The organism is Agrobacterium sp. LEGMi-208b (assembly GCF_059511785.1).
The window spans coordinates 2,938,798-2,955,139 of sequence record NZ_CM183445.1; the positions used below are offsets into that span (position 1 = coordinate 2,938,798).

Genomic DNA, 16,342 nt, shown 5'->3' on the forward strand with positions numbered 1-16,342 from the left:
ACTAGAATACCTACGGTGGCAATAACACCAACTCTGAGTATGTTTCGTTAATAAATTGTGGGTTCCATGCGCCTTTTACTTGTATCGGCGCAGATTTATGAATGGCAAGGCCTCCGGCCTTTCGCTCTGCCTCAAGTGCAGCCATGGTGAGCGCAAGCCGGCCGTGGCCAAGAAGGTGGCGCGCAATTGCTGATATGTGTCGCTGTGCGACCTGCCGGTCGTCGCAATATATGAGGCGCGCGGAGGGCAGTCTCCTGGTTGTGGTTTTCAGGAAGACCAGCGGGTAATGGCGGCTGTCCGCCTCCATGACGGCCACGATGCAGCCGAGGCGGGCGTGGTCTTCCAGCATGTTGCGCGTTTCGGCGGAGAGTATGTCCGGCGTGATGTCCGCAAGCGGGCGAAGCCGTGCGCTTGCCGGACGAAACGCCGTGAGCGGCAATGCATAAAAAAGCGTGCAGTCGGTCACCGTCGCAAAACCCAGCCTCTCGTTCAGCTTGCAGGCTTCGGGAGAGGGGGTGAGGTCGGTGAAGAGTTCATCCTCGCTGGAGGAAGCCATCTGCAGCATGCGCGGTGCGAACCAGCGGCAGGAAGGTTCCACATACCAGCTCGACAGGTTGACGACGATCCTTCCCGTCTCGGGCAGGCGGCTTTTGATCGTCAGCAGCACGCCTGCGGCATCGTCGCCCTTCATCAGCAATTGCCCGATCGGGCCGAGGTCGCGCCGCGCGTGATGTTCGCTGACGAGCGACAACCCGCGAGACCAGAAGGCCTCGCTTTTTTCCGGGAAGCCTTTCGTCAGGAGAGCGACGGCGGCGACGCGGTTTGCGTTGTCGATCGGTACGATTTTCAGGGTCGCTCTCCGCTGGTCTGGCATCCTCTGGCCCGGGAGAGATTTTCAACTCCACCGCGTAGTATCGGCTTACGATGATAGATTTACCGTCCCGTTAATCGCAATGGCTGCAGGGTGTCGTTGGCGATCACATTTGCATGAATGGCGGGCGCGCGGTTACGCGCGTCCACCGCTGTCATTTTCCGATCAATAAACAACGACGCCGCGGATCGATTCGCCCTTGTGCATCAGGTCGAAGCCCTTGTTGATGTCTTCGAGCGGCATGGTGTGGGTGATCATCGGGTCGATCTGGATCTTGCCTTCCATGTACCAGTCGACGATCTTCGGCACATCCGTGCGGCCGCGCGCGCCGCCGAAGGCGGTGCCCATCCAGTTGCGGCCGGTGACCAGCTGGAACGGACGGGTGGAGATTTCTTGGCCGGCGCCGGCAACGCCGATGATGACCGACTTGCCCCAGCCGCGATGCGAGGCTTCCAGCGCCTGACGCATGACCCTGGTATTGCCGGTGCAATCGAAGGTATAATCCGCGCCACCGATCAGGTCGCCGTTACGTTTCGTCATGTTGACGAGATAGGGCACGATGTCGTCGCCGACTTCCTTCGGGTTAACGAAGTGGGTCATGCCGAATTTTTCGCCCCAGGCCTTGCGATCATTGTTGATATCGACGCCGATGATCATGTCCGCACCGGCAAGGCGGAGGCCCTGCAGCACGTTAAGGCCGATGCCGCCGAGACCGAAGACGATTGCGGTAGAGCCGATCTCCACCTTGGCGGTGTTGATGACGGCGCCGATACCTGTTGTCACGCCGCAGCCGATGTAGCAGACCTTGTCGAAGGGGGCGTCGGGGTTGATCTTGGCGAGCGCGATCTCCGGCAGGACGGTGTAGTTCGAGAAGGTCGAGCAGCCCATATAGTGATGGATCTTGTCCTTGCCGATAGAGAAGCGGCTGGTGCCGTCAGGCATCACGCCCTGGCCCTGCGTGGCGCGGATGGAGGTGCACAGATTGGTCTTGCGCGAGGTGCAGGAGTAACACTCGCGGCATTCCGGCGTGTAGAGCGGAATGACGTGGTCACCCTTCTTGACCGAGGTGACGCCGGGGCCGACATCAACGACGATGCCCGCGCCCTCATGGCCGAGGATCGCCGGGAAGAGGCCTTCCGGATCGGCGCCAGAGAGGGTGAAATCGTCGGTGTGGCAGATGCCGGTGGCCTTGACCTCAACAAGCACTTCACCGGCGCGGGGACCCTCAAGCTGAACGGTCATGACCTCGAGCGGTTTTCCTGCCTGAATGGCAACGGCGGCGCGAACGTCCATAGTCGATCTCCTCAGTCTTTGTAATGTGCAAATAAAAAGGTTTTGCCCGAGCGCGGCTGGCCGGGCAAGGCAAAATCCGGTGACCCGAAATGGAAAAGGGGCGTGTGCGGACACACGCCCCGTTATTTTGGCCGATAGATGCAAGGCTGGCCTATGGCGTTGCGTCGCTCTCTTGTTCTCTTGCGACTTCCGTTGCGACGTGTTCCACGCCAAGCCACGCCGCACAATCCTTAAGCGCCCGCGCTGCGATGAGCTGGCGCTTCATGATGGTCTTGTCCTTGCCGCGAAAACGCTTCACGCCTTCGGGCTTGACGATGGAGCCCGGCTCCAGTTCGGGGAACAGGCCGAAATTGATGTTCATCGGCTGGAAGGAGCGTTTGCCCGGCTCATCATCTGAGGAGAGGTGGCCGCCGGTGATGTGGTTGAGCAGCGAGCCGAGCGCGGTGGTGGCCGGCGGCAGGCTCGGGGTCTCGCCCTTTTGCTCGGCGGCGGCGAAGCGGCCGGCGAGCAGCCCGACGGAGGCGCTTTCAACATAACCTTCGCAGCCGGTGATCTGGCCGGCGAAACGCAGATCCGGCCGCGATTTCAGCTTCAGCGAATGGTCGAGCAGGATGGGGGAATCGATATAGGTGTTGCGGTGCAGGCCGCCGAGGCGGGCGAATTCCGCATTTTCGAGCCCCGGAATCATGCGGAACACATCCGCCTGCACGCCGTATTTCAGCTTGGTCTGGAAACCGACCATGTTGTAGAGCGTGCCGAGCGCATTGTCCTGCCGCAGCTGCACCACGGCATAGGCCTTGACCGTGGGGTTGTGGGCGTTGGTGAGGCCCATCGGCTTCATCGGGCCATGACGCAGCGTCTGGCGGCCGCGTTCGGCCATGATCTCGATCGGCAGGCAGCCGTCGAAATAGGGCGTGCCTTCCCATTCCTTGAAACCGACCGTGTCGCCGGCGATCAGCGCGTCGATGAAGGCGTTATATTGCGCCTCATCCATGGGGCAGTTGATATAATCCTTGCCCGTGCCGCCGGGGCCGACCTTGTCGTAACGCGACTGGTACCAGCAGATATCCATGTTGATGCTGTCGCGATGCACGATGGGGGCGATGGCATCAAAGAATGCCAGCGCATCTTCACCCGTCTCTGCCTGAACCGCCGCCGCCAGATCCGGCGAGGTGAGCGGGCCGGTGGCGATGATGGTGCTGCCCCATTCCTTCGGCGGCAGGCCCGTCACTTCTTCGCGGACAATTGTCACCAACGGGTGATTTTCAAGCATATCCGTCACAGCCTGCGAAAATCCGTCGCGGTCGACGGCAAGCGCGCCGCCGGCCGGCACTTGATGTTTATCGGCGCAGGCCATGATCAGCGAGCCGGCAAGCCGCATTTCGGCATGGATGACGCCGACCGCATTGGCCGTCGCATCGTCGGAGCGGAAGGAATTGGAACAGACCAGTTCCGCCAGCGTATCGCCCTTATGCGCATCGGTGCCGCGCACGCCGCGCATTTCATGCAGGATGACGGGTACGCCGCTCTCAGCAATCTGCCATGCGGCTTCCGAGCCGGCCAATCCGCCGCCCACGACGTGAATGGGAGAATGGGTTTTGTCTTGCATGCTGGCGTCCATGGGCGGCCGCGGGGCAGAGGCTCCCGTTCGGCGGCTGTCTTTCGAGTGATTGTGTTGCGCGGGTCCCTTCAGGACGCTGCATTGTTTGCGGATGCACTAGCATGCATGGCCGGGGCAGCCAAATGTTTTTGCGAGGTGGGGGCTGCGAGAGGGGCGGGCTGCCCGGTTCACGGCAGGACTGAAAAGCAGGCGAGTATTTGGGGAGCGGGCGGATGCCGCTTGTTTCTTCTCCCCGAGGGGGAGAAGTCCGCGGCAGCGGGATGAGGGGGCGAGGGTAGAGATAGATCGAGAGCTAGCCCCCTCATCCGACCCTTCGGGCCACCTTCTCCCCGGCGGGGAGAAGAAATATGCCGCGATGCTGCGGCCTTTCTTGCGGCCCTTGATTCTGGATGTGGTGATGAAGACCGATCTCCAGCAAACACCCAGAATCAAAAACGGCGCCAGAGGCGCCGCTTTTTTACCTGTCGCTCAATCGTCGCGCCCTGGAGGTCGGGCAGCGGGACGATCGTTTACGCCTTAGCGGAACGAACGGGCTGCTACGTTACGGATGTCGTAACGGGTCAGACCGATGTCGCTCAGAGCCTGGTTGGAGAGGCTGCCGAGTTCGTTGATCGTGCGGCGGTAGGAGATCCAGTTCTTTGCAATGCGGATGGGGTTCATGGTCGTTTCCTCAATCTATCTCTGTTGATTTCGTCGGCCGGCTCAGTGTTTCTGTGCTCTCGGCTGTTGAGGTTTTATATATAGACATTGAGCCATGTTGTGCAGTGCAGAATTTAGGCTACTGCCATGCATTTGTGCACTATGTCGGCTAAATTTGCGGCTTTGAATATCATCTGGGCAAAATATGAGCGGAAATGCCTGTGTTTCAGGCGGTTTTGACGGGTTTAGCAGCCTTTGGCGGCGCTGAAGGCGCTTTTCGGTGTGAAAAGGCGCGTCAGGAGGGGCTCGGACACTATCTAAGCGTTGCGTGGAGGTCGGCCATCGATGCATTTTTCATCTGCCGACCCCGCGAGCGGTTATCGGGGTGCTGCTTCGATCTGGAGAGTCGCCCAAAACGAAAAAAGGCCGGAGGCGGGGAGCCTCAGGCCTTTTTGGGTAGGTCGTCTCGCATCCGCCGCATGAAGCGGCGGGGCGTCTTTATTAGATGCCGACGGCGGTCTTGGCGACGCGGCGGATGTCCTGACGGCCGATGCCGAGGTCATTCAGTTCGCGGTCGGTCATGCGGCCGAGTTCGGTTACGGTCTGACGATACTTGCGCCAGTTGGTCAGCGAGCGTGCAATGTTCATTTTCATCTTCCTCTTCGTGCTGTTCAGTCTCTGCGGCCAGTCTTGGGAGGCTTTGGTCCGGGGCTGAACTCGATCTCTGTATGACCATGAATATAATCGGTTTAATCAAAACAAAAACAGACAAAGCAAGATGTCACCTATGCGCGAAATGCAAGGCAAGCCGGTGAAACGGGCTAATTGCGGCGATTCATGCATAATTTGTGACCAATTTGTGGGCTTTTGGTGACGCGGCAGAGTTCCGCAATGCGAAGCTGCGCGGTTGGCCCGGGCTCGGGCGATATTAAAGAGGCGAAGCCGGGATCGGGTATTTGATTGGTGGCGAACAACGGCAATGTTCGCCGCAGGCCGCGCTATATATAATGTCAACATAGCCGCATAAATATCGCCCGCTTTGCCGCAGCACTTTTCCGCGCAGACGAAAGGGGCGGGCGGAGAGTGGCATGCGGTGTGGCTCTGTGATTTCCGGTTCGGGATCGCGTCTGCCCCGTCGCCCATCCCTTTTCTCCGCGCCGGCGACAAATGGCAGAGAAGGCCGCCCGTCTTTCGCTGCCGCAGCGGCGGACAAGAAAAGTCCGGAGGAAACGGAAGGCGGCGACAAGGCGTGCTTGACCCTTTCTGAACATTGTGACATACCGCCGCCCAACGTGCGGGTATGGCGGAATTGGTAGACGCATTGGTTTTAGGTACCAACGCTTCGGCGTGGGAGTTCGAGTCTCTCTACCCGCACCACAAGCAAGGCATGGCTGTGCCACGCTTGCGCCAGAGTGCATCTTTATAAGATGCGGGGAGCTTCGGGGTTCATTTCTCCCCTTTGGTCTTTTTCTCGGGTGCAGGCGTAACGGTGTCCGGCAGGCGCTTGTGTAAAGAAATAAGGGAAGCCACGGCCGGGGAACGATGTTTCCGGCGCAGTGCTCGAAAGTAAACCAACGGCTGTCTGAGCACCGCCGCCATGATGTGAAGGTTAGGAAAATGCAGGTTATCGAAACGCTCGCTGAAGGGCTGAAGCGCGAACTCAAGGTCGTTATTCCGGCCGCCGACATGAAGGCCCGTCTGGACGAGCGCCTGGTTGACGCCAAGGACAAGGTTCGCATCAACGGTTTCCGTCCCGGCAAGGTGCCGGTCGGCCACCTGAAGAAGATGTACGGCAAGTCCATCATGGCCGATCTCGTCAACGAGCTGGTTCGTGAAAAGCCGTCCGAAATCCTCTCCAGCCGCGGCGAGAAGTCTGCTACCCAGCCGGCCATCTCCATGACCGAAGACGAGCAGGAAGCCGAAAAGATCCTGTCGGCCGAATCCGATTTCGAATTCACCGTTGCCTACGAAATCATTCCGGCCATCGAACTGAAGGCCAATGACGGCATCAAGGTTACCCGCGAAGTTGTTGAAGTCTCCGAAGACGAAATCAACGAGCAGATCCTCAAGATCGCCGAAAGCGCCCGCACCTACGAGACCAAGAAGGGCAAGGCCGCTGACGGCGACCGCGTCACCATGAACTATCTCGGCAAGGTTGACGGCGTTGCCTTCGACGGCGGCGCTGCTGAAGATGCTGAACTGGTTCTCGGTTCTGGCCGCTTCATCCCCGGCTTCGAAGACCAGCTCGTTGGCGTCAAGGCCGGCGACGAAAAGACCATCACCGTGACCTTCCCGGCCGACTACCCGGCTGCAAACCTTGCCGGCAAGGAAGCCAACTTCGACATCACCGTCAAGGAAGTTGCCGCTGCTGCTGCCGTTGAAATCAACGACGAACTGGCCGAGAAGCTCGGCCTCGAATCGGCTGAAAAGCTGAAGGAAATCGTCAAGGGCCAGATCGAAAGCCAGTACGGCAACATCACCCGCCAGAAGGTCAAGCGTCAGATTCTCGACCAGCTGGACGAAATGTACAAGTTCGACACGCCGGCTGGCCTGGTTGACGCCGAGTTCGACAACATCTGGCGCCAGATCAACACCGATCTTGCCCAGTCCGGCAAGACCTTCGCTGACGAAGACACGACCGAAGAAGAAGCCCGCGAAGAATATCGCAAGCTTGCTGAGCGTCGCGTCCGTCTCGGCCTCGTTCTCTCCGAAATCGGCGAAAAGGCCGGCGTTGAAGTGACCGAAGAAGAAATGCAGCGCGCGCTGTTCCAGCAGCTGCAGCAGTTCCCCGGCCAGCAGAAGGAAATCCTCGATTTCTTCCGCAACACCCCCGGCGCTTCCGCTTCGCTGCGCGCTCCGATCTTCGAAGAAAAGGTCATCGACAAGCTGCTCACGGAAATCTCGGTAACGGACAAGACCGTTTCCAAGGAAGAGCTGCTGGCTGACGACGGCGAAGAAGCAACGGAAACCAAGAAGAAGGCTCCGGCCAAGAAAAAGGCTGCTGCCAAGGCTGACGACGCCGCTGAAGGCGAAGAAGCCGCTCCGAAGAAGAAGGCTCCGGCCAAGAAGAAGGCCGCTGAAGGCGACGCCGAATAATCTTCTCCGGCGAAAGCTGATTGAATGGAAGGGCCGTGGCGCAAGCTGCGGCCTTTTTGTTTGGGTGCCTCGCTTATTCGGGTTACGCAATCGCCCGCTTCTCAATCCTTCGACATCGTTGCGTCATTCCCGGTTATTATGGTCGAAACCCATAACGCTGGGGCAGGCCTCACGGGCCATAGTCGAGGAATGTCGAACGGCAGTGCCATGGGTGTGAGAAATTACTTGGTCGAGGGTGTCTCCGGGGTCGGCAAGACCTCGGTTGCAACAGAACTTCAGCGGCGTGGCCATCATGTGATCCACGGCGACCGGGAGCTTGCCTACAAGGGCGCCCCTGAAACCGGTGAACCGCTCGATCCTGCGTTGTTGCGGGGCGATGCGACCGATATGCCTTTCCGGCATCGGCATCATATCTGGGATGTCGAAAAGGTTCGGCGGATTGCCGCCGATCGCAGCCACGCACGCACATTCTTTTGCGGTGGCTCGAGAAATTTTCAGCGTTTCATGGATGTGTTCGATGAGGTCTTCGTTCTCGATCTCGATAGCGAGACCTTGCGAAGACGGTTGATCGAGAGACCCGCGGACGAGTTCGGCGGAAACCCGCAGGAGCGCGAATTTGTCCTGCAACTCCATGCGACGAAGGAAGACATCCCCGTTGACGCAACGGTCCTCGATTCATCCAGACCTTTGACCGTGGTGGTGGATGATATTCTCGCCCGGTGTGCGCTGCCGGTCGAAAAAGAGTAGCGGCGGAGCTTCCGGCGTCCTCGTTCTGATCACAATGCAGTGCAGCATGATTTTTTGCTGCATCTGCTCTTGTTCATCTCCCGTTCATCTGGCACCCTGCGCAGCATGATTTGCCCCGGTCGCGGAATGCGGACGTTCGGGCATTGCGCGCCGCTTTCATGTGGCCTCATCGCTGCCAAACCATTGGCCTTGAGCTTTTACCGTGCCTGCCGGGTTCTCCCGGCGCGCCCTTAATTTGCCAGGGGACAAATATGTCGCTCCGAACGGGTTCTGCCCTTTTTTTATCGCTCTTCACCGCTGCGGGTGCAGCCCATGCCGACGAGGCCGGGTTGATCTGGAAGCCGGTCAAGAATTCAGACCGTTCCTATACGGCGCGCATCGGCGCGAAGCTGCCGGTCGATACGCCGATCCGTGCCGGGCTGGAAATGGGCATGAGCGCTTCCAAAACGGGGCAGCTGGTGGATACGCCGGTGCGCCTGTGGGGCAATGTCACGCTGCTGGCCGAACAGCTGCCCGGTGTTTCGCTCGCGCGTGACGTTGGCGTCCTGTTCAACGCGCTCACGGGGTCGAGCAGCGTCTCCATGACCTCGCAGCAGAAGCGTATCGTCACGCCGGAACTGGATATCGAGGCGAACCGCAATTTCACCGTTCGTTATGACGGTACGGCGCAGCAATGGAACGGGCTCGATGTGTCGCAGTCGTTGCGCCTTTCCCGTTCGGAAACCGGCACGGCCTTCGTGTTGACGGGGGCGAGCCGCAACAGCTTCAGCGAGTTCAGCAGCGGTGTGGCGGTGGAGCAGAAACTGGGCGATCACCTGACCGTGCGCGGGACGCTCGATCAGGGCTATGCGGATCACTTTAGGCCGGGGGTGAGTGCGCGGTATAGTATCCGCTGGTGAGGGGACGAAGTGCCTGCGCCGGGACCGTCCCTAGATGAGTGGGAAGGTGCAGATGAATGTCTCTCTTCCGTCATGCCGGACCTGATCCGGCATCCAGCCACGGCGCGTCTGCGCCGTGAGGCGAGTCTTTTCAGCCCAAGGACTTGGGCTGGCTGGACCCCGGATCAAGTCCGGGGTGACGGGGAGAGGAGGCTACGACCTTACCACGAGCGGTCGCATGGCATTTGGCAGTTCTGCCGAATACTCCGCTCAATCCTTCTTGATCTCACCCATGCGGTTCCAGGCATCCAGCCCGGCGATCTTGTAAGCTTCCGCAAGCGTGGGATAGTTGAACGTATTCTCGACGAAATATTCCACCGTGCCTTTGAGGTTCAGCACCGCCTGGCCGATATGCACCAGTTCGGTGGCGCCTTCGCCGACGATGTGGACGCCGAGCAGGCGGCGGGTTTTGAGCGAGAAGATCATCTTCAGCAAGCCGCTGTCGAGGCCCATGATGTGGCCGCGCGAGGTTTCGCGGAAATGGGCGATGCCGCATTCATAGGGAATGCCGCGTTCGATGACTTCTTCTTCGGTCAGGCCGCAGGTGGAGATCTCAGGCACGGCATAGATGCCGTAGGGGAAGAATTGCGGCGGTTCGCCGGCCGGTGCGCCGACGGCATGGCGGGCGGCGATGCGGCCCTGTTCCATTGACGTGGAGGCAAGGCTCGGGAAACCGATGATATCGCCGGCGGCATAGATGTTCGGCACCGAGGTCTGGAAGGTCTCGGGATCGACCTTCAGGCGGCCGCGGCTGTCGGCCTCCAGCCCACATGCCGAAAGGTTGAGCGTATCGGTGGCGCCGACACGGCCGGCGGCAAACAGCACCGTCTCGGCTTTCAGCACGCGGCCATTGCCGAGCGAGACGAGGCATTTGCCGCTTTCGTCGCGCTCCACCTTTTCCGCCTTCTGGCCGAAGACCAGCTTCATGTTGCGGTCGCGCAGCTGATAGGTGAAATCCTCGACGATTTCCTTGTCGATGAATTCCAGCATGGTCTCGCGCGGCTCCACCACCGTCACCTGCGTGTCGAGCGCGCTGAAGATCGTCGCATATTCGATGCCGATGACGCCGGCGCCGACGACGATCATCGAGCGCGGCAGTTCCTTGATTTCGAGAATCTCGTCCGAATCGAGCACGGCCTCGCCATCGAAGGGAATATGCGGCGGCCGGTAGGGCCGGGTGCCGATGGTGAGCAGGATGGAGGTGGCGGTGACGGTCATGATTTCACCGTCGTTCTTCACCACCTTCATGGTGTTGGCATCGATGAAGCTTGCCGTGCCGCGAATGTGCTGCACGCGGTTGCGGGCGAACTGGTGCTCCAGCACCTCGACCTCATGGTCCAGCGTGATGAGCAGGCGGCGGCGCAGGTCCTCGGCGTCGATTTCCTGCTTGACGCGATAGGAGCGGCCATAAAAACCGCGCTCGCGCCAGCCGGTGAGGTTGAGCGCCGTTTCGCGCAGGGTCTTCGATGGGATGGTGCCGGTGTGCACCGAAACGCCGCCGACGCGGCTGCCTTTCTCGATGACCAGAACCCTCTTTTCAAGCTTGGCGGCCTGAATGGCGGCCCGTCTTCCCGCCGGACCGCTGCCGACAACAATCAGATCGAACTGGTGCATGAAAAACCCCGGAACAGAATGTATTTCGATACCGGATGTCGCATCCGGCATGGCGTCGCTGCGAAATGGTCGTGATGCCATTTTGACGACGGGGAGTGATTCCCCTTCAGCCTTGCCCGCTAGAGTGCAATGCAACAAACGCCTGCGTCAATCTGTAGCGCAAGAATCTGACGGATTCGTAACTGGGGGTGAGGTTTTCAGCGGGTTGTGTGATTCATGGTGGGGCGAAGTGCTTGGGGCTTACCCCCCTCTGCCCTGCCGGGCATCTCCCCCTCAAGGGGGGAGATCGATCTGCGGCAAAGTCTCGCCCATCTCAAGCTCGAGAATGAAGTGGTGGTAGCGCCTCTTGCCGATCTCCCCCCTTGAGGGGGAGATGCCCGGCAGGGCAGAGGGGGGTGAAGCCCCACGCACCTTCGCTCACTTCCTGAAAATACTCCAAAACCCCAACAGCTTCATCCCGCACGGCGCTGCCGGACGGGGGATAGCGGGAGGACGTCGGGCGATTGCCCGGCTGCGCTCTGGTTGAGGTTGGTGTGGGTCGGATGCGTTGCGCAGCCGGGTCTTTCACCATGCCGTATCTCGCAAAGGGCCGTGCACCGCGCTTTGCGAAATGGTTCTGTCGTCACGAACGCGCCACCGTCCCCATCAGAACCGTCCCTCGGTTTCCGCCACGTCTGGCATCCACCCGGCAGGACTGATCACAGGATAACAGCGGCGAACCGGGCGGGGAAAAGCGGGGATGAACTTTTTCGGCGTCAGTCTTCCTTGCGGGTGACATGGCGGTGCAGCGCGGCAAGATCCTGGCGCAGGGCGGCCAGTTCGGCCAGCACTTTCACATCGATCTTTTCATGCAGGGAAAGAACCTCAAGCTCGGCCTTCAGGTTCACCTCGTAATCCTTGGCGGCCTCGAAACGGTCGCGGGCGGCCTGCCGGTTCTGCGACATCATGATGATCGGCGCCTGAATGGCGGCCAGCATGGAAAGCAGCAGGTTGAGGAAGATGAAGGGGTAGGGATCAAAGGCGCCGGTGGTCAGGATGATGGTATTGATCACGGCCCAGAAGATCAGGAAAAAACAGAATGCGAGGATAAAACCCCAGGAGCCGCCGACCCTGGCGATATTGTCGGCCAGCCTGTCGCCGAGACTGGCGCCAGCGGAAAATTCCGCGTTGGTGTCCGTCGAAATCAGCTTTTTCTGATGTGACAGTTCGAGAATGCGCCGCTCCACTTCGCCGATTTCGCGGGAGGAACGTTTGAAATGCGAAACGATATAGTCGGAGATATCTGACACGGTGTGTCTCCGGTTCTGGTGGGGCGATGCGGATATTTCCCGAGATAAACCCGCTTGGTGGCGGAATTCAAACGATTTCCACCACCATGCGGTTCAGGCGTCGCCGCCGAAAACCATCAGACCGCCGGCGCGCCCTCGTGCAGCCAGTTGAAACCGGGGAAGAAGCGCTCGCGGCCATATTGCTGGCCGAACATCATGTCGAATTGCAGCAGGCGGTAATCGCGCACCACGTCGGGAACGGCGTTCGGGGCAATCGACCAGTCGGGCAGGGCCTTGCCATCGGTCGTCACCAGCATATGCCGGTCGATGACGGAAAAGGCCTGCTGCACCTCGCCGAGCGTGCCGGTGTAGAAGGGATCGGAGAAGCCCGCCGTCTTCAGCACGTGATAGGGCAGAAGCGCCGGGCTGATGGTGCCGATATTCTTGCGCACGCCCTTTTTGGAAGACCAGACGACCAGCGGCGTCTCGTGTTCCTTCTTCATCACGTCAAGCGGTGCGCGGCGGCTGGCCACCATGCCTGGCATGTAGCCGCTTTCCACGAAGGTCTGGCCGAGCGGCGGCAGGTGATCGCCGAAGAGGACGATGATGGTTTCACGATCGCGCTTCTTCGCCCAGCGCATCAGTTTCAGCAGCGCTTCGTCAGCTTCCGCCACCCCTTGGGAATAGGTGGCGAGCGCCTGCGAGGCCGAGGCGGAGAGATCGCCTTCGACGCCGATGGTGTTTTCCGCGTAACGGGTCGCCTCGTAAGGCCCATGTCCCTGCAGGGTGACGGCGAAGAGGAAAAGCGGGTTCTGCGCCTTCTCGGCCGTCGCCATGATCTCGTCCATCAGCGCATCGTCGGAGGCGAAGTTGCCGCGTTTCTCCATCGCCGGCAGCGTCTCTTCCGAGCGGAATTCCTCGAAGCCGAAATTTCTGTAGACCTGCTTGCGGTTCCAGAACCATTCCTGGAACGGATGCATGGCGATGGCGGAATAGCCTTCGCCGCGGAAGAAGCTGGCGAGCGAGGGCACCGGGCGGCGGATATATTGCTGGTAGGGAATGCTGCCATAGGGCAGGAAGGCGTTGGAAAAGCCGGTCAGCGCCTCGAATTCGACATTCGCCGTCATGCCGCCGAACTCGGGCGAAAACACATTGCCGGACTGTTTGGCGCGGATCGTCGGCATCGGGTCGGCAGAAAGGTTCACATTTTTGAGCCGGGCCGGATCCCACAGCGATTCGCTCATCAGCATGATGACATCGGGGTAATCGCCCTTGTTGGCGGCGAAAGAAGCGGGTTGCGAGGTGAGATCGGCAATGCTGTTTTCGCCGTAACCCTGCGGCGCCGAGACATTGGCCATGGGAATATTGAAGGCGAAGGCCATCAGGAAGCCGTTATGGCGGTAGTTTTCCTGCTGATCCCACATCATCGGAATGATGTTGAGGCGATCGCGGACCCAGGAATAATGCGAATAATCCATCAGCGAGGCGAGGCCGGCAAGAAGCGGCAGCGCCAGTGCGAGCCCCGCGGTGCGTTCACGCCAGCTCAATGACGGGGAATGCCGGCGCGCCAGCAGCCAGAGCGCCACGAGAGCCGCAATGGCGGCGCAGATGCCAAGACCGACCAGTACTGCCGTCAGCGGTTGCGCCTTCAGCATCGTGGGCAAAAGCTCGAGAATCTGGCGGCCGAACAGCAGGTCGGATGGGTAAAGCGGATCGGAGAGATAGGTCTGTTTCTGCGCGGAAATAAGCCCGGTCAGCGCGCAGAGCGGCGCAACTGCGATGAGGGACAGATAACGCCGGCCAAGAAGTGCATCCAGTGCGACGAGAAGGGTGAGCACGGCGGCAATGGTGGTCATGCCCGGGCGGGCGGAGGAGGTGAGGAAAGCACCGACATCCTGGAGCGAACCACGGGCGATCCATTCCAGCGCCACGACGAGCACGATCGACGCGACCGTCAGATTGGCAAGCGGATAGGCCGTGCCCGAAAGCTTCGAAAGGCTCCTTGTCCATGCGGGCGAAAAGACGAAACCAGCCTTTTCGGAAGCCGTTGTTTTTGGCGCCGAATCTCTCAAACTCATACTCCGGTATTGCAGGCGTCCACCCAATCCGGGGAGATGAATCGGGCGTCGCAAAAGTGTCATGTAACTGTCACATAAGCGCGATGAACGCGACATGAACTTTGCGGAGGATGGCTGGCGCGGCGATAACCTTAGCGTGAACGCGTGCCTGCCATGCGTAACGGATGCCGCCATGCAATTGCCGCGTTGCGGAGCGGGCACGGGCGCGGTATTGAAAAGCCATGAGCGACAGACACGATATAGAAAACCATCTCCGGATTGCCGTCGGGCAGTTCAATCCCACCGTTGGCGACGTGGCGGGCAATCTCGCCAGGGCGCGTGAGGCGAGGGCCGATGCGGCAACGCAGGGCGCCGACCTTCTGCTTCTGACCGAACTGTTCATTTCAGGCTATCCGCCTGAAGATCTGGTGCTGAAGCCGGCTTTTCTGAAAGCCTGCCTGAAGGCGGTGGAAGAGCTGGCGGCGGAGACCGCCGATGGCGGGCCGGGTGTCGTGATCGGTTTTCCGCGACAGGGGGAGACGGGCCGGCACAATTCGGTGGCGCTGCTGGATGGCGGCAAGATCATTGCGCTGCGCGACAAGATTGACCTGCCCAATTACGGCGAGTTCGACGAGAAGCGGGTTTTCGCCGAAGGTTCGATTTCCGGCCCCTATAATTTCCGCGGTGTCCGGATCGGCATTCCGATCTGCGAGGAAATCTGGAACGACATGGGCGTGTGCGAGACGCTGGCCGAAAGCGGTGCGGAAATCCTGCTGGTGCCGAACGGTTCGCCCTATTATCGCGGCAAGCTGGATGTGCGCCATCAGGTGGCGCTCAGGCAGGTGATCGAAAGCGGCCTGCCGCTCGTCTTCGCCAACCAGCTGGGCGGGCAGGACGAGCTGGTGTTCGACGGTGCAAGCTTCGGCTTCAATGCCGATAAAACGCTTGCCTTCCAGATGAGCCAGTTCGAGGCCACACTTGCCGTCACCGACTGGAAACGCACTGCCGATGGCTGGCATTGCGAAAGCGGGCCATTCTCGAAAATCCCCGAAGGCGAGGAGGCGGATTATCGCGCCTGCATGCTGGGCTTCCGCGATTACGTCAACAAGAACGGCTTCAAGAGTGTGGTTCTCGGCCTTTCCGGCGGTATCGATTCGGCGATCTGCGCGGCACTGGCTGTCGATGCGCTCGGCGAGGAGCGGGTGCGCTGCATCATGCTGCCCTACCGCTACACCTCGGAAGAATCGCTGAAAGACGCCGCCGATTGCGCGAAAGCGCTGGGTTGCCGTTACGATATCGTGCCGATTTCGGAGCCAGTGGAGGGTTTCCTTTCGGCGCTTTCCGATCTCTTCGAGGGTACGGAAGAGGGCATTACCGAGGAAAACCTGCAGAGCCGCACGCGCGGCACCATTTTGATGGCCGTCTCGAACAAGTTCGGCTCGATGGTGGTGACGACGGGCAACAAGTCCGAGATGTCAGTGGGTTACGCCACGCTCTATGGCGACATGAATGGCGGTTTCAACCCCATCAAGGACCTCTACAAGATGCAGGTCTATGCCATTTCCAGCTGGCGCAACGCCCATGTGCCGCCGGGTGCGCTCGGTCCTTCCGGTGAGGTGATCCCGGCCAATATCATTTCCAAGGCCCCGTCGGCCGAATTGCGACCCAACCAGACCGACCAGGATTCGCTGCCGCCCTATCCGGTGCTGGACGATATTCTGGAATGCCTGGTCGAGAAGGAAATGTCGGTCGAGGAAATTCTGGCGCGCGGCCATGATGTGGCGACCGTGCACCGGGTGGAGCATCTGCTCTATCTCGCCGAATACAAGCGCCGGCAATCGGCGCCGGGCGTGAAGATCACCAAGAAGAACTTTGGGCGTGACCGGCGTTATCCGATCACCAACCGGTTCCGGGATCGGTGATGAGGGCGGTTTCCGGAAGGCGTGTTTAACGCCGGATCTTCTTCATAAACAGGGCGATTGCTGTACGAAGGTGCGGCAAATTTCTTCTCCCCGCCGGGGAGAAGGTGGCCCGAAGGGTCGGATGAGGGGGCTAGCTCTCGATCTATCTCGACCCTCACCCCCTCATCCCGCTGCCGCGGACTTCTCCCCGGCGGGGAGAAGAAACAAGTGGCATGCGCCCGGTCCACAGCGCGGATATGTGAATGGCGCGGAGAAAACCCCGCGCCGCTTCCTCAC

12 protein-coding genes and 1 tRNA gene are annotated in these 16,342 nt (G+C 60.2%); 5 read left to right on the forward strand and 8 right to left on the reverse strand.

Translation table 11 applies throughout. The annotated features are described in order from the left end of the window. Nucleotides 1-10: 10 nt before the first annotated feature. The 5 genes from AC5YUO_RS14395 to AC5YUO_RS14415 form a co-directional block, all read right to left on the reverse strand. Nucleotides 11-874, reverse strand: coding sequence for a hypothetical protein (locus AC5YUO_RS14395; RefSeq protein WP_496153770.1), 864 nt, complete (start codon nucleotides 872-874; stop codon nucleotides 11-13). Nucleotides 875-1,036: 162 nt separating this feature from the next. Further along, nucleotides 1,037-2,164 (reverse strand): S-(hydroxymethyl)glutathione dehydrogenase/class III alcohol dehydrogenase, encoded by a 1,128-nt coding sequence (locus tag AC5YUO_RS14400; RefSeq protein WP_496153771.1) that lies wholly within the window; start codon nucleotides 2,162-2,164, stop codon nucleotides 1,037-1,039. A gap of 151 nt (nucleotides 2,165-2,315) precedes the next feature. Next, on the reverse strand, nucleotides 2,316-3,785 hold the full coding sequence (gene trmFO / locus AC5YUO_RS14405) for a methylenetetrahydrofolate--tRNA-(uracil(54)-C(5))-methyltransferase (FADH(2)-oxidizing) TrmFO (RefSeq protein ID WP_496153772.1): 1,470 nt from the start codon (nucleotides 3,783-3,785) through the stop codon (nucleotides 2,316-2,318). 516 nt (nucleotides 3,786-4,301) lie between these two features. After that, nucleotides 4,302-4,445 carry a DUF1127 domain-containing protein gene (locus AC5YUO_RS14410; RefSeq protein ID WP_003495735.1) on the reverse strand — a complete coding sequence of 48 codons (144 nt, stop codon included), beginning with the start codon at nucleotides 4,443-4,445 and terminating at the stop codon, nucleotides 4,302-4,304. A 480-nt stretch (nucleotides 4,446-4,925) separates the two neighbouring features. Beyond that, complete coding sequence (locus AC5YUO_RS14415) at nucleotides 4,926-5,072, reverse strand: DUF1127 domain-containing protein (RefSeq protein ID WP_400817690.1); 147 nt, start codon at nucleotides 5,070-5,072, stop codon at nucleotides 4,926-4,928. 646 nt (nucleotides 5,073-5,718) lie between these two features. On the opposite strand from AC5YUO_RS14415, the gene AC5YUO_RS14420 reads away from it, so the two are divergent. The 4 genes from AC5YUO_RS14420 (at nucleotide 5,719) to AC5YUO_RS14435 (ending at nucleotide 9,166) form a co-directional block, all read left to right on the forward strand. After that, nucleotides 5,719-5,801: transfer RNA gene (locus tag AC5YUO_RS14420), tRNA-Leu, on the forward strand. 240 nt (nucleotides 5,802-6,041) lie between these two features. Continuing rightward, entirely contained in the window at nucleotides 6,042-7,520 is a 1,479-nt protein-coding gene (gene tig, locus AC5YUO_RS14425; protein WP_496153773.1) for a trigger factor, read from the forward strand. A 207-nt stretch (nucleotides 7,521-7,727) separates the two neighbouring features. Continuing rightward, the gene (locus tag AC5YUO_RS14430; protein WP_496154872.1) at nucleotides 7,728-8,267 is read left to right on the forward strand and encodes an AAA family ATPase; all 540 of its coding nucleotides are present in this window, start codon (nucleotides 7,728-7,730) and stop codon (nucleotides 8,265-8,267) included. A gap of 251 nt (nucleotides 8,268-8,518) precedes the next feature. After that, nucleotides 8,519-9,166: a hypothetical protein gene (locus AC5YUO_RS14435; protein WP_496153774.1), complete on the forward strand. Its 648-nt coding sequence runs from the start codon at nucleotides 8,519-8,521 to the stop codon at nucleotides 9,164-9,166. Nucleotides 9,167-9,415: 249 nt separating this feature from the next. Here AC5YUO_RS14435 and sthA read toward each other — a convergent pair whose 3' ends face one another. From sthA to AC5YUO_RS14450, 3 genes are all read right to left on the reverse strand, one after another. Further along, on the reverse strand, nucleotides 9,416-10,819 hold the full coding sequence (gene sthA / locus AC5YUO_RS14440; RefSeq protein ID WP_400817680.1) for a Si-specific NAD(P)(+) transhydrogenase: 1,404 nt from the start codon (nucleotides 10,817-10,819) through the stop codon (nucleotides 9,416-9,418). 755 nt (nucleotides 10,820-11,574) lie between these two features. Then, nucleotides 11,575-12,108: a DUF1003 domain-containing protein gene (locus tag AC5YUO_RS14445; protein WP_400817678.1), complete on the reverse strand. Its 534-nt coding sequence runs from the start codon at nucleotides 12,106-12,108 to the stop codon at nucleotides 11,575-11,577. 116 nt (nucleotides 12,109-12,224) lie between these two features. Continuing rightward, nucleotides 12,225-14,165, reverse strand: coding sequence for an LTA synthase family protein (locus AC5YUO_RS14450; RefSeq protein WP_496153775.1), 1,941 nt, complete (start codon nucleotides 14,163-14,165; stop codon nucleotides 12,225-12,227). Between the two features lie 221 nt (nucleotides 14,166-14,386). Between AC5YUO_RS14450 and AC5YUO_RS14455 the strand changes: the two genes are divergently transcribed. Continuing rightward, nucleotides 14,387-16,066 carry an NAD+ synthase gene (locus AC5YUO_RS14455; protein ID WP_496153776.1) on the forward strand — a complete coding sequence of 560 codons (1,680 nt, stop codon included), beginning with the start codon at nucleotides 14,387-14,389 and terminating at the stop codon, nucleotides 16,064-16,066. Nucleotides 16,067-16,342: the final 276 nt, after the last annotated feature.

Coding starts and splice junctions, on each gene's coding strand:
- AC5YUO_RS14430 (WP_496154872.1), top strand. CDS start 7,728: ATGGGTGTGAGAAATTACTTGGTCGAGGGTGTCTCCGGGGTCGGCAAG.
- AC5YUO_RS14435 (WP_496153774.1), top strand. CDS start 8,519: ATGTCGCTCCGAACGGGTTCTGCCCTTTTTTTATCGCTCTTCACCGCT.
- AC5YUO_RS14395 (WP_496153770.1), bottom strand. CDS start 874: ATGCCAGACCAGCGGAGAGCGACCCTGAAAATCGTACCGATCGACAAC.
- AC5YUO_RS14400 (WP_496153771.1), bottom strand. CDS start 2,164: ATGGACGTTCGCGCCGCCGTTGCCATTCAGGCAGGAAAACCGCTCGAG.
- tig (WP_496153773.1), top strand. CDS start 6,042: ATGCAGGTTATCGAAACGCTCGCTGAAGGGCTGAAGCGCGAACTCAAG.
- AC5YUO_RS14415 (WP_400817690.1), bottom strand. CDS start 5,072: ATGAACATTGCACGCTCGCTGACCAACTGGCGCAAGTATCGTCAGACC.
- sthA (WP_400817680.1), bottom strand. CDS start 10,819: ATGCACCAGTTCGATCTGATTGTTGTCGGCAGCGGTCCGGCGGGAAGA.
- trmFO (WP_496153772.1), bottom strand. CDS start 3,785: ATGGACGCCAGCATGCAAGACAAAACCCATTCTCCCATTCACGTCGTG.
- AC5YUO_RS14455 (WP_496153776.1), top strand. CDS start 14,387: ATGAGCGACAGACACGATATAGAAAACCATCTCCGGATTGCCGTCGGG.
- AC5YUO_RS14410 (WP_003495735.1), bottom strand. CDS start 4,445: ATGAACCCCATCCGCATTGCAAAGAACTGGATCTCCTACCGCCGCACG.
- AC5YUO_RS14450 (WP_496153775.1), bottom strand. CDS start 14,165: ATGAGTTTGAGAGATTCGGCGCCAAAAACAACGGCTTCCGAAAAGGCT.